A 12,351-nucleotide genomic window follows, 5' to 3' on the forward strand; every position below is an offset into this window, starting at 1 on the left:
CTAGCATGTCTGAAACCTGTGTTCCTTGTACAAAAAACCGCACCATCTTCGTAAGACAGTGCGGTAGTAATCTAGTTTATGTAGCTCCCACCAATACTTCCTTCTCCTTCTGTTTTTCAACGCTAGCGAATTCCAGTTCGTCCCCATCGATTACGGTGATACTCACACCTGCCGGGACAACGCAATTAAACCGTATTCGGTCCTTCTCGGTGACCGTAAGATCCTTGCCTCCAATCTTGACAGTGTTAATCAATCCAATGTTTCCCTTCGATATGAATTGACCGTCGTAGAGAACGTAGGCAGCAATTTCTGGACTGCCATTAGGAACAAAGTTCCAATTAACCACCCAGATGTTTTGCAACACCTCTTGAGGTATTGAGTGTCCAAACGTCGGCAGAAGACGTGCGAACAAAACACGTGCATCTGTGAACATATCGTTCAACCAATCGTACCCGTTTGTCTTTTCGTGCGGAACCATAAGACATGCAGCAGCATGTGGATGCGCACTTGACCCAACCGACACCTCAGGAACTGCTGCTTGTTCATCGTACAAGAACGAACGAGAATCGCGTGTAATACGATCAGTGACCGTACACACCACTCGATTCTCGTGGTGCTCAACAAGAACTTCAAACATCTGAGAAAACTTCAGTAACTGTTCCGGCGACAATTCACAGTACGCATCAGCACAGTCACCTCCTTCAGTTACGAGCGCCAATCCGTCAGTGTACCTGATGATGTCATCGGGTACATTCAGTTGCTGCACAAGTACCGGCGGCAAACCTCTGACAAAGCGCGCACAAGCAGAAACGATCTTCCTAGGCCAGAGTACATACCTTGACATGACTCCTCCATGGTTTGAGACGACAAGGTGCTTACCCCTTAACGCTACTACCTTTCCTTAATGTCGTGAAGCCCCCTACGCACATCCCAATCATCTAAACTTAAATCAGGATGTAGTGTCACCTCTGGAAATCTTCTACTCATAAATCGATACATTTTATGTGCAACCGCCCGAAGTGTTGCATGCACCGTTTTTCCAGAGCGTAGTTCCATGACGTATGTCGCAGCAGGAAGACCGTATGTCATCTTTGCTGAAACTAGAAATCCCATCGCGCAATAATATTGTTTTTCATCAGCATTTGCAGGAAGTGCGTTTATTGACTGTCGCTGTAATTTAATTAGAGCTTCAGCTTCCTCACGTACATCCACAGGAAGCGCCTCTAGATACCATTTTTCAAATCCGAAACTTGTACCAAGTCGTGGCATGCGACAGACACCATTTCTGTGACGTTGGAGATCTCTGAACGATCCAAAGTCGATTAGACACTCAAAAGAAAGTTCGCCAAGTTCAGTTAGTATGTGAGGGAGTACAGCTTTCGCAGGACGATTTTTTAATATTTTTTTAAATGGCTTAAGGTCAGCGTTTCTAATTGTCGTCATTGCAGCAAAACCACTTGGAACTCGTTTTCCAGTGTAGTACGTGAGAGTTTCTGCAACTGTTTTTCGGTATTCTTCCTGCTCTTCATATACCTTATGCGCAAAGCTATGACCATATTTAGCCCTCAACTGCTTCAATATTTCTTCTGCAACATCACGCACCTCTTTAAGTGGGTGATATACAAGCGAGGACAGTTTATCGTGTGCTTGGCGCAAATTTGTGTGCCATGAAAGCTGCGTAGTCACACCAGCTGGTAGAAATCCTCGCAAGATATCAAACGATCGCGCGACAACTGCCTTTTCATACACCACTTCGTTTTCATCTGGTTTTTTAGGAAACGTATCTCGCACGTGATCCTTTACTGCTTCCTGCGAAGAAATATAAAAGTTCATCCAACGCTCAAGGATAGCTTTTGATTCTGGAGTTTGTACTGGATCCTTGATTGGCTGAGCAGCCATATTGATATACCTCGAGCTTGTTTCTTGTCCTGAGTATAGTGGCCAATCTTGAACTGCTTTTGCAACAAGCATCGAAACACCTTCAATAAAAATAGTAGTGGATCCACAGTCAGCAATACTTGCGTGACCATACCCGACATAGAATTTTTCCATGAAAGATCCTGAGCCTGTCTCACGAACTTTTTCCACGTGCTCAGTTACACTCTTTGCACTTCGTGAATAAAGGGCTTGCATCATGGCAGTATCTTCAGGTCCGAATTCGTCGTAGATGTGGATGCGGGGTGCCATGATGGAATATTAAATTTGTAACTGGTTATTTAAAATATTTAGCCAATTTTGGACCACTCTGTTGCAAGTAATTGGACTGGATGGTGTCGTAAATTTCTTCGGCCTCATCAGTCAACCGTTCAAAACGGATCTTTCCGATTGGCTGTCCTTTACGAATCACCAAATCTTCAAACGGCCGCACCTCGAGTGTGAGCGGTCGTCCCTTGCCCTCTCCTTTTACTCCCCAACCCCATCCTGGATCGATAAAACCAGCGTAGTGCGATCGAAACTCACCACTGCGTTCATCCATAGGCACCATCTCACAAGCAAGGTTTGGAGGGACGCGTACAAACTCGTGGGTTGAAAGGATATAGAACGATCCCTGTTTTAGGACAAGTGAATCTCCCTGCTTCTTGATTGGTTTAAAAAACTTACTCGATGCATATTCTCCAATACGTGTAATGTCGAGTACCCCTTCTCCTGGACGGCCTTCGTATCCGATTGGGTCACTATCAAGGTCGAGTGTGAGGATTAGCGATCCATCGTTATCCCAGATCTTCAGGTCTGATCTGTCGTACGGCTTTCCCTTTGGACTCCACAGTAACTTATCCCCCATGAGTGCAATTTCAACTTCTAAGTTTGAAAGACGAGTGTCGTGAGTAAAGAAACGTAGTTGGTTTAATGAAAGTCCTGGTGCAACTTTAATCGGAAAGGTTTTAGGAGTGATTGCCACCCAGAGTGATCCTTTATATCCATGTGGGATTGAGTCATAGCGACACACACCATCTGCCATCAAGCGCACATGCACATCAACTCTTCCACTCGTTGATTTTGGGTTACAGAATGCATACACCAATTCAGGTAAGTTTAATTTTTCCTGTAACTTTGCAACATAATGCGATCCAACTTTTAGTGGCTCATTAATTGAGTGTCGTTTCTTTGAAACTTTTTCTAATACTTTCTCAACTGTCTCGCGTTTGTTGGGGAGGAATATTCCACTAACTTCGTAAATCTCATCAGTGAGTGAGACGTCTAAAGAGGAGGGTTTAATGTTTTGTTCAACAGCACCTTTGACTGCGCCTGCTTTGACCAATTCTCTGATTATCTGTATCGGTAGTGCTCCCTGCTTTACTGACATTGTAGTTCGAGTATACCAAAATGAAAAAGAAAAAACTCTCCACTTGCCAAAGCTCGTAGAGAGTTTTCTAATTTGTTTTTTATGCTACTTATGCCTGAGTCAACCAAGACTGATACGCACGATGTGCGCTTGCTAGTATCCGTCGAAGTTTTTTCTCCGCCTTGGATTTTGACACAGGATCAGGAGCATTTTCACATGCGAGCTTTGCCTGTTCGCAGGCATTTTTCCATTCTGGACTTTCGTCCAAAAATTTCACGAATCCATCATCCATTGCACGAATCGCATGATCAACACGTTCTTGTGCACACATACGATCAATCTCCTTTTCTGTACTATATTATACCAAATATAGCTTAAAAGTCAATAGACCCTTTGGTAACAAAAAAGACCCTACGTGAGGGTCTTTTTTGTGAGTTTGAAATATCTTATTTAACCTCTACTCCCATTGAGCGGGCACTACCTTCAATGATTTTCATTGCAGCCTCTACGTCTTGTGCGTTTAGGTCTGGCATTTTCTTTTCAGCAATTGCACGTACTTGTGCCTTTGTGATAGTTCCTGCGCGAGATACCTTGTTCTTTCCAGAACCCTTCTCAACGCCGATTGCCTTAAGAATAAGAGATGATGCTGGTGGAGTCTTGAACTTCATTGAGAATGTTCGGTCTTCGTACACTGTAATTTCTACAGGGACGATGTCTCCTGCCATTTCTCGTGTTCCATCATTGAATTGCTTTACGAATTCACCGATGTTTACACCAGCCTGTCCAAGCGCAGGTCCAATTGGGGGTGCAGGTGTTGCCTTCCCTCCTGGAATCTGCAGCTTAAGCTTCTTTGTAATTTTCTTTGCCATATATATTATTTTTGTTCAGTTACTTGTGTCGTTTCTGTCTTTGTCACAGTCTGCGTAGAAGCATTCGCAGATGCAACAGTCTTTTTGTCCGCCGGTGCCTTCACTGCAAAATAGTAGATGATTGCACCAAGTGGGACAGAAAGGATGATTAGTAGTATCCACGGAAGACGTGCAAAACCTTCAGAAGGTCGCTTAATTGCATCAACAAGCATCCATACCCAGAAGATGATAACGCCAACCCAAATACCAATGCATAGAAGTAGGAATAGTAGTCCTAGTAAATCCATTGGTAGTGATGTGTGATATCCGTAGTACATATATGTGATATTACTTATATTTTCTTAACTTGCAAGAAATCAAGTTCTACAGGTGTCTCACGGCCGAACATGCTTACAAGTACCTTAACTTTACCTCTTTCTTGATCAATTGCACTAACCTTTCCTTCTAGATCTTTAAATGGACCGTCGGCGATAAGGACATGGTCGTCAGTATCGAGGTCAATGTCGTGCTTAGGAGTATCGGCATTCATTCGTGAGAAGAGTGCATCGATTTCACTCTTATCAATAGAAACTGGGTACACACCTGAACCTACAAACCCTGTTACTCGTGGTGTATTTCGAACAACGTACCATGAATCATCAGTTACGATCATTTCTACCAAGATATACCCAGGGTAAATCTTTTCTTCTTCCTCGATTCGTTTTCCGCTTTTTACCTTGATCTGCTTTTCAGTTGGAACCAAGATATTAAAGATCTTGTCCTGCATGTTCAACGACTCAACGCGCTGACGAAGATTTCGTGCAACGGCGTTTTCATATCCTGCGTACGTATGGATAACGTACCACTTTCTTCCTTCGGATAATTGCTGCTTAGACATGCTAATTAATTATTATTCTACGATTCTCTTCACAAGCTCCGCAAATAGGTAGTCGAATGCACCAAGAATAATAGCCACAACAACTGTGAACGCTATGATTGCAATAGTGTACGCAAGTGCTTGCCTTTTGTTAGGCCAAACAACATGCCTCATTTCGCCTCGCGTATCTCGGATATAGTCAAATATGCTCATATATTATTAAAAACCGCCCCGGAGGGCATTACTTTTATAATAATGCTTCCAGGGCGATTTGTCAATTTATACTGTTATTAACGAATCTCGTACCATACAGTAACTCGGGACTCAAACTTGTTCTGTCCTTGTGGGAGTTCTGGTGTTGCTTCCTTTGTCTGATTTGCAACATCCATCATCGCTCCACCTCGTCCATAGAAATATGACGGTGAACTATCTTCTGTGAAGTTAACAATGCGTCCAAGTCGAACACCTAGGTCATCAGCAAGAGCTTCTGCCTTCTCTCGTGCGTCAGCAATAGCTGCTTCACGAGCCTGGTCAAGAACTGCTTGCTCATCATCAATGGTGAACTGAATTCCACCTACAGTTGTTGCTCCTCCTGTTGTAACAAGTGAAACAATCTCTCCTGCCTTAGTGTTGTCGTTTTCACGAACCTTCACTTCAACAGTAACTGAAGTTTCATATCCGCGGATAACTGGATTTGATGGTGGGCAATATGCTGATGTACATGCTCGGTATACCTGTTGGTCATACACAGGATATGTATTGTATCCAAGTGTCTTAATGTCTTTCTCTTCTATTCCAGCGTCTTTGATTTTCTGGATTAGGGGGTTCAAAACATCTGTAACCATTTTCTGTGAATCAGCTTGTACCTTTGCTTCCTTTCGGATATCAAATGTAAATACTGCAACATCAGGAACTGCTTCTATCTCTCCAAAACCCGAGACGGTAATGTGTGGGACTTGGTCGATTCCCATTCCACGACTGTCATCACCTCTAACTGCTGAAATAAGTATTGCTAGACCAACAGCAATACAGAGTGCCAAAAAGCCTGTTTTAAAGGCACCTGAGGCGAAAAAACTATTATTATTTGTTGTATCCATGTATATGATTATATCCTTTTAATACGTACGCGGCGATTCCGGTGCTGTATATAGATATGACGTACAGAAAGTACTTTCTTACAACACTTTACAGATTAGATTGAATACTTTCGCATTGCTGGTGCGGTGCATAAAACAAGCAGTATTCCGAAAATCCAACCTCCAAGTACATCACTTGGCCAATGCTCACCAAGATACACACGAGAGACACCAACAAGAACAATGAGTAGCGTTGCAACTACAATAATTACAATACGTTTAAATTTAATCGAAGTTTGATGTGTAGCGTCGATTAGGTGAAGTAACCAAAGCGCAGCAACAGAGATCATCACGAATGAAACCAGAGCGTGCGCACTGGGAAACGCTGGTATAAAGGCACTGTGAAAAGCATCCAGATTTGCTGTTTCAGGCCTGGTTCTCAAAAATACTTGTTTCAAAAAACCAGCCAAACCACAGGCCGCAAGAACAATTGCCGCAAAGAGGGCAAGTTGTCTGTCTTTGTGGTACCAATGTGCAACTATGAAAATACCAACAAATACAACACCTATAGCTGCAGGTTCAAATGCATATGATGCGCTCTTAAAAACCACACTAGCAATTGGACTGTGCATTTGATGCACAGCATTAGAGACTGCAAAATCCATAAACTCAATTGGGCCCATATATAGAAATATACTACCTACGAGGAGATACGTCAGTTGTTGTAGCAGAACTAGATGCTGCGTTCAGCTTTATGTTGAGTCGTGCCTGGTCGAGAATTGCACCGAGTGATGTTGAGGCGTTACTTGTTCCCTGCTGGCGTAATGCCGATTCCTTATCCTCATCAGAAAGCTGCAGCTCTTCAACGTTTGTAAGTGTCTGTTCAGCTTCTTGGATAATTAGAATAGATTCCTGGAAAGAGGTGTACGCTTCGATGAATTTTCCTTCATCAAGTAGACGATACCCTTCTTCGAGCATGAAGTGTGCATCAAGTACAGATTCTTCGATACCAGTGTCCACCGCAGGAATAGTTGCACTAGCTGCTGTGCTGCTTGTGCTACTTACCATCGTCATTGAGACAGAAACAGTAGTTGTTGATTCTTGTGGCTCGATAAGCTTTTCAAGGCTTAAAATAGCTTCTTCTGCTTCAATAGCTCGTGCTGAGGCGGCTGCTTTAATTTCTTTAGATGAAAGTGACGCAAGCTTTCCTTCTGCGTCTTTTCGAAGCGCATCAACTGATGCAATTTCTGCTTGGAGTGCAGTGTGTAGAAGCTGCTTGCTCTCAGAGTCTCCAATTGTACTGATCACATTCTTGTGCGCAAGAAGTGTTGACTGAAATTCAGCTGAAAGTGATGCTGCGGTTGCAGGATCTTCTTTGCTGTTTATTTTTTCAAGACTCTTACTGAATTCTTCACTGTGCTTTTTAAAGCTTTCGTTAATAGAAACCTCTTGTTCTTCTGTGAGGTTATTGTTTACGGCCAACTTCTGCGCTTCAACGAGTCGGTTTTCTGCAAACTTAGCCTCAAGCTTTGCTCGAGACTGGGATGAGAATGTCAAAAGACCTTGTACGTTTTCATTAAAATTAGTCTTCACAACATAGAGTGCATCTCCCGGAAGAGATTTTTCTGCAGCGAATGACAAACTACCTGCCATGACCAAAAAGGCCGCAAGGCTGATGCTTGCATAGTTCATGAAAAAGATATGTGACCTGATTGGTCGCTTGGTTAAAATTGGAGAAGGGTATGCAAATTTGTTGCTGTTTTGGTTAGTTGCAGCAACTCGAATAGCGTCAAAAATTTTGACGCGCTCAGACTTCCCTAACACAATGTGGGAGTCTATGTCAGCCTTTAAAGACTGAAGGATGTGGATAATGTCATTTTTCATTTTGAATGTTGAGCGCGATTCGAAGCTTTTCAAGCGCTCTATGAATTCTAACCGAGACCACGTTTTCTGAAAGACCTGTGAGTTCAGAGATTTCTTTTGGACTCAAGTCATCTATGAACCTCATAAGTACAATGTCCTTATATTTCTCATCTAGATCATGCACTGCCCGTAGTGCTTTTTCAGAGTCTACTGATAGGAGTGGTAATCCCTCGTGACCATCTGACGCGATATCAAACCCTTGGTCTGACATGTCGTCCAATGAATCAGAGTGCTTACGCCTATAATCATCAATGACCAGATTATGCGCCGTCTTGTACAGGAACGATTTCACACTTAAGACCTCATTGCCGGCTTGCATATACTGGAGAGTCTTAACGAAAGCGTCCTGAACAATATCTACAGCCTTTTCACGGTTTCTAACCTTAAGAAGGCAGAATCTGAGGAGCGCATCTGCGTGTTCCTCATATGCCCGTTCTAGCTGACTGTATTGTGACGGTACGCTCATGTGTTATGACGCAAGATAGTGCCTTCTCTTACGATTAGACAAGTATACACAATTATTATTTAAAACTAAGCCGTGTGTATATCCCTGCTGGTAAAATACGGCCATCCTTAGGGCTTTCCATAATATTCATAGAACCGTATTCCAATGCACTAACTTTAGAAAGTAAGTTCGGAAACGATTTTTCTAGGACTGACTCAACTGCCTGGGCATATGCCTCGGGTGCATACCCTGCTGCGTACCCGTTCACAATGAAGAAGAGTGGGGTGTCCGAAAGGAGCTTCATACACGACTCGATAAGGGGCAATAAATGGTCTTCAATCTTCCACACCTCCCCTTTTGGACCACGTCCGAATGATGGTGGATCCATGATGATTCCTTCGTACTTGTTTTCGCGTCGAATCTCCTTTCCAACAAAAGCCATCGCATCGTCAACAAGCCACCTAATCGGTGCCTTTGAAAGACCCGCAAGTGCGGCATTTTCCTTCGCGTGTTCAATAGCAGGCTTTGAGGCATCTACATGGCACACTGAGGCACCAACAGAGGCCGCAGCAACCGTTGCTGCACCTGTGTATCCAAATAGGTTTAAGACCTCTGGTTTCTTTTCTCCGTCAGTCTTACCCGCAAGTGCCGAACGAACAAATTTCCATGTTTCGGCATGTTCAGGAAATACACCGGTGTGCTTAAACGCTGAAGGCCTAACGGTAATATTTAACCCACCGATTTGTGCTGACCATGAATCCCGCATACCTTCTTTAAGCTTCCATCCAGTACCAAAAAATCCATCTGCACGAACCCACACCTCTTCTGGAAGACGTTTATACCAAACCGCTTGTGGGTCAGGTCGAGCAAGCATATATTCACCGTATCGCTCAAGCTTCATCCCCTCTCCGGAGTCTAGAAGTTCATAACCTTGATAACTACCTGCGGTGAGATCTACTCTTTTTTTGTGTACTGACATGTAAATTTAGTTTCGAACATTAGACTTCAAAATATCCCTGATCTCTCCTAAGAGCACCTCTTCCTTTGATGGAGGTGGTGGTGTTACCTTATCTTCTTGAGCCTGCTTCTTTTCTTGTTTCCTCCTGAATCGGTTAATTGCCTTGACCAAGAGAAATACTGCAAACGCAACAATAATGAAATCAATTGTTGTCTGCAAAAACACGCCATAGTTAACAGTAATTGCAACAGATGCTTCAGTTGCTTCTCGCAATGTAAACTTCAATCCATCAAACTTGATTCCACCGATTAAAATTCCGAGAAGCGGCGTAACAATATCAGCAACCAATGACGAGACGATCTTGTTAAAAGCGCCGCCGATGATAATACCAATAGCGAGGTCCATAACATTCCCCCGCATAGCGAATTCCTTGAATTCATGGACGAATCCCTTTACCACTCCACCATACTGTTGGACATCACCAACTACAGAAGTACGTATGTTATTTAATTTCTCCTTGGGTAGGTGCATGTTGTTTTTTATGTAGTACCTCCCGAACAATCGGGAGGATCGAGAGGACTATAATAGCCACGACGATATACTCAATATAGTCACGGAGGCCAGGAATGTAAAGCCCTGCAGCAAATGAGGCAGAGAGTAGCCCAGCCGCCCATAGTAGTCCACCAATTATATTGTAGAGGGCAAACTTTCTATACGGCATACCTCCAACACCAGCCATAATTGGTGCAAGTGTTCGAACTATTGGAGTGAAGCGTGCAGCAATTATGGTAAAGCGTCCGTACCGTTTGAAGAACATCGCTGTCTTTTCGATATACGCTTTTCTGAAGAAAAATGAGTCTTCTTTTACAAACACCATTGGACCAAAATACTTTCCGGTCGCATACCCAACCGCATCACCGAGAATTGCCGCGAGTGTGCAACCAATAATCAACACTCTAATATCCAATAATCCTCCCGCCGCAAGAAATCCTGCAGTAATAAGAAGCGAGTCACCTGGTAACAATAATCCGATTAATATTCCTGACTCAGCGAATATTGCAGCAATAATACCGACATGTCCGGCGGCTTGAATAAGAGATTCTATATCCATGAATTATATCTCGAATGACTTATGCTGTTGCAGTAACTATATGCTTTCTATATGCGTAATAGAGAACACCAATTGCAATCTGTGCCATAAACGCTGAAAGTGACATATATGGAATTGTGATGAAACCAAACACGAGGAATGGGATATATGCACATGCAGCAGCTGTTGTAATTGCGTCACACGGCAACGCTGACGGAACAAGTACTTGACCATAGTAGTGCCACACCGCAATCACTCCACCAATTACCGAAAGGAGAACAATGTACTTTATAACCCCACTGTCACGACGGATAGAGGCTAGTGTGAGCATAAAGAACTGTGGGAACATAAAGAACCGCTGCCACACACATAAAATACATGGTACGTATCCAGCTATGGTCGAATAGAAATTACTTCCAAAAAATGTCACGATTGAAACAATAAACATCGTGAACACCGAATACTTTGCAATAAAACTAACGACTGAGTTACCGAAAAATGCGACCCTAAAGCGAGCATTAAATAATGCCACCCCCCCTCCAATAAGCGCTACGAGAGTTAGTATGTTTGCAATAAGTACTCCAACTGAGATACCTGTAGTAATTGATGATACAAGTGGTGTCATAAATATTACTCTGTTACTGGTGTTGCCGGAGCAGGAATCTCACACGCTGTTTTTTCTGCGAGCTGCTCAACAGTTAATACTCCCTCTACCCGTTCACCATCTGCAAATTCCCACGTAGGGTATTTTTTAATTTCTTTGAGGTTACATGCTTCATTTTGAGCTGTGCCGTCTGGTGTAGAACATTCTACATACGGAAGAGAAGGTGCTGCCTTACCAAAGATTGCCTTTTGCTCTCGGCAATGTGGGCACCAGAACGTACCATAAAATGTTGCACCCTTATCTTTCAAACATGCAGCAAAGGGTATTAACTCTTCCCCTTGTGTATTCTTTGCATCGAATAGGAATATCCCTCCAATTGCTCCACCAATAACGATAATTGCGACAATAATTGTCCACGCTGTACTGTTCATTTTCATAAAAACATACTACCACGTATTGCCACCCACCTAAAAGAAGAAGACAAGGAGTACGATACCGGCAATTATCCTGTACACAGCAAATGGGATGAATGTGTGTGAGGACACAAAGCGTATAAACATACGGACACAGAAGAAGGCAGAGAGCCATGACGACAAGAAACCCACTGCCAAAAGAAGCATTTCCATTCCATTTAATGAAATCTGCATTTTAAGGAGGTCGTATGCACTTGCAGCTATGATAGTTGGCACTGACAGTACAAATGAGAACTCAACAATCGCTGCCCTGTCTATTCTATGCATCAGTCCACCAATAATTGTTGAGCCAGATCGTGATACGCCTGGAATTAACGCAAACGCCTGATATGTTCCCAGAAGAATTGAATCTTTAAGTGAGATCGATCTTCGAAGCCTAAAGTCCTCCTCTGTTTCAACCTGCTTTTTAAGTCGTAACTCAATTGCAAGCATAATAACTCCTCCAACAAGCAGCGCCCATGCAACAAGTGACGGGTACTCCAAAAAACTTTTCACCATCGGATACAGCAACACCCCCGCAAGTGCAGTAGGAATAAATGCTGCGAGGATATTAAAAGCCCGCTTCGGACTACGCTTTACTCTTCGAATGAACAGAGGTAGCACTGCCAATATTGCTCCCACCTGAATAAAAATTTGGAATGTTTTTAAAAACTCAGTTGGCTCTAGGTCCATTAAACTTGAAAAAACAATCAAGTGACCCGTAGAGGATACGGGCAAAAACTCTGTGAGTCCCTCAACGATTCCAAGAAGTATTGCTTGAGTAATTGTCATGAC

General features: G+C 43.1%; 18 protein-coding genes. All 18 read right to left on the bottom strand.

Annotated elements, in window-relative coordinates; translation table 11 throughout:
• Window positions 1-76: 76 nt before the first annotated feature.
• Window positions 77-844 carry a hypothetical protein gene (locus PLF31_02190; protein HRH26254.1) on the bottom strand — a complete coding sequence of 256 codons (768 nt, stop codon included), beginning with the start codon at window positions 842-844 and terminating at the stop codon, window positions 77-79.
• A gap of 47 nt (window positions 845-891) precedes the next feature.
• Complete coding sequence (locus tag PLF31_02195; protein HRH26255.1) at window positions 892-2,187, bottom strand: FAD-dependent thymidylate synthase; 1,296 nt, start codon at window positions 2,185-2,187, stop codon at window positions 892-894.
• A 25-nt stretch (window positions 2,188-2,212) separates the two neighbouring features.
• Entirely contained in the window at window positions 2,213-3,304 is a 1,092-nt protein-coding gene (locus PLF31_02200) for a 2'-deoxycytidine 5'-triphosphate deaminase (protein ID HRH26256.1), read from the bottom strand.
• Window positions 3,305-3,392: 88 nt separating this feature from the next.
• A complete protein-coding gene (locus PLF31_02205; GenBank protein ID HRH26257.1) occupies window positions 3,393-3,614 on the bottom strand; it encodes a hypothetical protein in 222 nt (73 codons plus the stop codon).
• A gap of 115 nt (window positions 3,615-3,729) precedes the next feature.
• The gene (gene rplK, locus PLF31_02210; protein ID HRH26258.1) at window positions 3,730-4,152 is read right to left on the bottom strand and encodes a 50S ribosomal protein L11; all 423 of its coding nucleotides are present in this window, start codon (window positions 4,150-4,152) and stop codon (window positions 3,730-3,732) included.
• Window positions 4,153-4,157: 5 nt separating this feature from the next.
• Window positions 4,158-4,469, bottom strand: coding sequence for a PLD nuclease N-terminal domain-containing protein (locus tag PLF31_02215; protein ID HRH26259.1), 312 nt, complete (start codon window positions 4,467-4,469; stop codon window positions 4,158-4,160).
• Window positions 4,470-4,483: 14 nt separating this feature from the next.
• On the bottom strand, window positions 4,484-5,029 hold the full coding sequence (gene nusG, locus PLF31_02220) for a transcription termination/antitermination protein NusG (GenBank protein ID HRH26260.1): 546 nt from the start codon (window positions 5,027-5,029) through the stop codon (window positions 4,484-4,486).
• Between the two features lie 12 nt (window positions 5,030-5,041).
• On the bottom strand, window positions 5,042-5,221 hold the full coding sequence (secE, locus tag PLF31_02225; GenBank protein ID HRH26261.1) for a preprotein translocase subunit SecE: 180 nt from the start codon (window positions 5,219-5,221) through the stop codon (window positions 5,042-5,044).
• Between the two features lie 77 nt (window positions 5,222-5,298).
• Window positions 5,299-6,105, bottom strand: a complete 807-nt coding sequence (locus PLF31_02230) for an SIMPL domain-containing protein (GenBank protein ID HRH26262.1) — start codon at window positions 6,103-6,105, stop codon at window positions 5,299-5,301.
• Between the two features lie 95 nt (window positions 6,106-6,200).
• Window positions 6,201-6,767 carry a phosphatase PAP2 family protein gene (locus PLF31_02235; GenBank protein HRH26263.1) on the bottom strand — a complete coding sequence of 189 codons (567 nt, stop codon included), beginning with the start codon at window positions 6,765-6,767 and terminating at the stop codon, window positions 6,201-6,203.
• Between the two features lie 13 nt (window positions 6,768-6,780).
• A complete protein-coding gene (locus PLF31_02240) occupies window positions 6,781-7,968 on the bottom strand; it encodes a DUF5667 domain-containing protein (protein ID HRH26264.1) in 1,188 nt (395 codons plus the stop codon).
• Entirely contained in the window at window positions 7,958-8,473 is a 516-nt protein-coding gene (locus PLF31_02245; GenBank protein ID HRH26265.1) for an RNA polymerase sigma factor, read from the bottom strand. The genes PLF31_02240 and PLF31_02245 overlap by 11 nt, the downstream gene beginning before the upstream one ends.
• A gap of 55 nt (window positions 8,474-8,528) precedes the next feature.
• Complete coding sequence (locus tag PLF31_02250; GenBank protein ID HRH26266.1) at window positions 8,529-9,431, bottom strand: class I SAM-dependent methyltransferase; 903 nt, start codon at window positions 9,429-9,431, stop codon at window positions 8,529-8,531.
• Between the two features lie 6 nt (window positions 9,432-9,437).
• A complete protein-coding gene (gene mscL / locus PLF31_02255; GenBank protein ID HRH26267.1) occupies window positions 9,438-9,941 on the bottom strand; it encodes a large-conductance mechanosensitive channel protein MscL in 504 nt (167 codons plus the stop codon).
• Window positions 9,913-10,521: a VTT domain-containing protein gene (locus PLF31_02260; GenBank protein ID HRH26268.1), complete on the bottom strand. Its 609-nt coding sequence runs from the start codon at window positions 10,519-10,521 to the stop codon at window positions 9,913-9,915. Before PLF31_02260 ends, mscL begins: the two co-directional genes overlap by 29 nt.
• Before the next feature lie 19 nt (window positions 10,522-10,540).
• On the bottom strand, window positions 10,541-11,125 hold the full coding sequence (locus tag PLF31_02265) for a disulfide bond formation protein B (GenBank protein HRH26269.1): 585 nt from the start codon (window positions 11,123-11,125) through the stop codon (window positions 10,541-10,543).
• Window positions 11,126-11,130: 5 nt separating this feature from the next.
• On the bottom strand, window positions 11,131-11,541 hold the full coding sequence (locus tag PLF31_02270) for a hypothetical protein (GenBank protein ID HRH26270.1): 411 nt from the start codon (window positions 11,539-11,541) through the stop codon (window positions 11,131-11,133).
• 30 nt (window positions 11,542-11,571) lie between these two features.
• Window positions 11,572-12,348, bottom strand: a complete 777-nt coding sequence (locus tag PLF31_02275; protein ID HRH26271.1) for an undecaprenyl-diphosphate phosphatase — start codon at window positions 12,346-12,348, stop codon at window positions 11,572-11,574.
• Window positions 12,349-12,351: the final 3 nt, after the last annotated feature.

The organism is Candidatus Paceibacterota bacterium (genome assembly GCA_035438625.1).
Taxonomy (GTDB): domain Bacteria; phylum Patescibacteriota; class Minisyncoccia; order Phycocordibacterales; family DAORIS01; genus DAORIS01.

Coding starts and splice junctions, on each gene's coding strand:
- mscL (HRH26267.1), bottom strand. CDS start 9,941: ATGCACCTACCCAAGGAGAAATTAAATAACATACGTACTTCTGTAGTT.
- PLF31_02270 (HRH26270.1), bottom strand. CDS start 11,541: ATGAAAATGAACAGTACAGCGTGGACAATTATTGTCGCAATTATCGTT.
- PLF31_02250 (HRH26266.1), bottom strand. CDS start 9,431: ATGTCAGTACACAAAAAAAGAGTAGATCTCACCGCAGGTAGTTATCAA.
- PLF31_02265 (HRH26269.1), bottom strand. CDS start 11,125: ATGACACCACTTGTATCATCAATTACTACAGGTATCTCAGTTGGAGTA.
- PLF31_02205 (HRH26257.1), bottom strand. CDS start 3,614: ATGTGTGCACAAGAACGTGTTGATCATGCGATTCGTGCAATGGATGAT.
- PLF31_02245 (HRH26265.1), bottom strand. CDS start 8,473: ATGAGCGTACCGTCACAATACAGTCAGCTAGAACGGGCATATGAGGAA.
- PLF31_02230 (HRH26262.1), bottom strand. CDS start 6,105: ATGGATACAACAAATAATAATAGTTTTTTCGCCTCAGGTGCCTTTAAA.
- PLF31_02240 (HRH26264.1), bottom strand. CDS start 7,968: ATGAAAAATGACATTATCCACATCCTTCAGTCTTTAAAGGCTGACATA.
- PLF31_02190 (HRH26254.1), bottom strand. CDS start 844: ATGTCAAGGTATGTACTCTGGCCTAGGAAGATCGTTTCTGCTTGTGCG.
- PLF31_02260 (HRH26268.1), bottom strand. CDS start 10,521: ATGGATATAGAATCTCTTATTCAAGCCGCCGGACATGTCGGTATTATT.
- nusG (HRH26260.1), bottom strand. CDS start 5,029: ATGTCTAAGCAGCAATTATCCGAAGGAAGAAAGTGGTACGTTATCCAT.
- rplK (HRH26258.1), bottom strand. CDS start 4,152: ATGGCAAAGAAAATTACAAAGAAGCTTAAGCTGCAGATTCCAGGAGGG.
- PLF31_02275 (HRH26271.1), bottom strand. CDS start 12,348: ATGACAATTACTCAAGCAATACTTCTTGGAATCGTTGAGGGACTCACA.
- PLF31_02200 (HRH26256.1), bottom strand. CDS start 3,304: ATGTCAGTAAAGCAGGGAGCACTACCGATACAGATAATCAGAGAATTG.
- PLF31_02235 (HRH26263.1), bottom strand. CDS start 6,767: ATGGGCCCAATTGAGTTTATGGATTTTGCAGTCTCTAATGCTGTGCAT.
- PLF31_02215 (HRH26259.1), bottom strand. CDS start 4,469: ATGTACTACGGATATCACACATCACTACCAATGGATTTACTAGGACTA.
- secE (HRH26261.1), bottom strand. CDS start 5,221: ATGAGCATATTTGACTATATCCGAGATACGCGAGGCGAAATGAGGCAT.
- PLF31_02195 (HRH26255.1), bottom strand. CDS start 2,187: ATGGCACCCCGCATCCACATCTACGACGAATTCGGACCTGAAGATACT.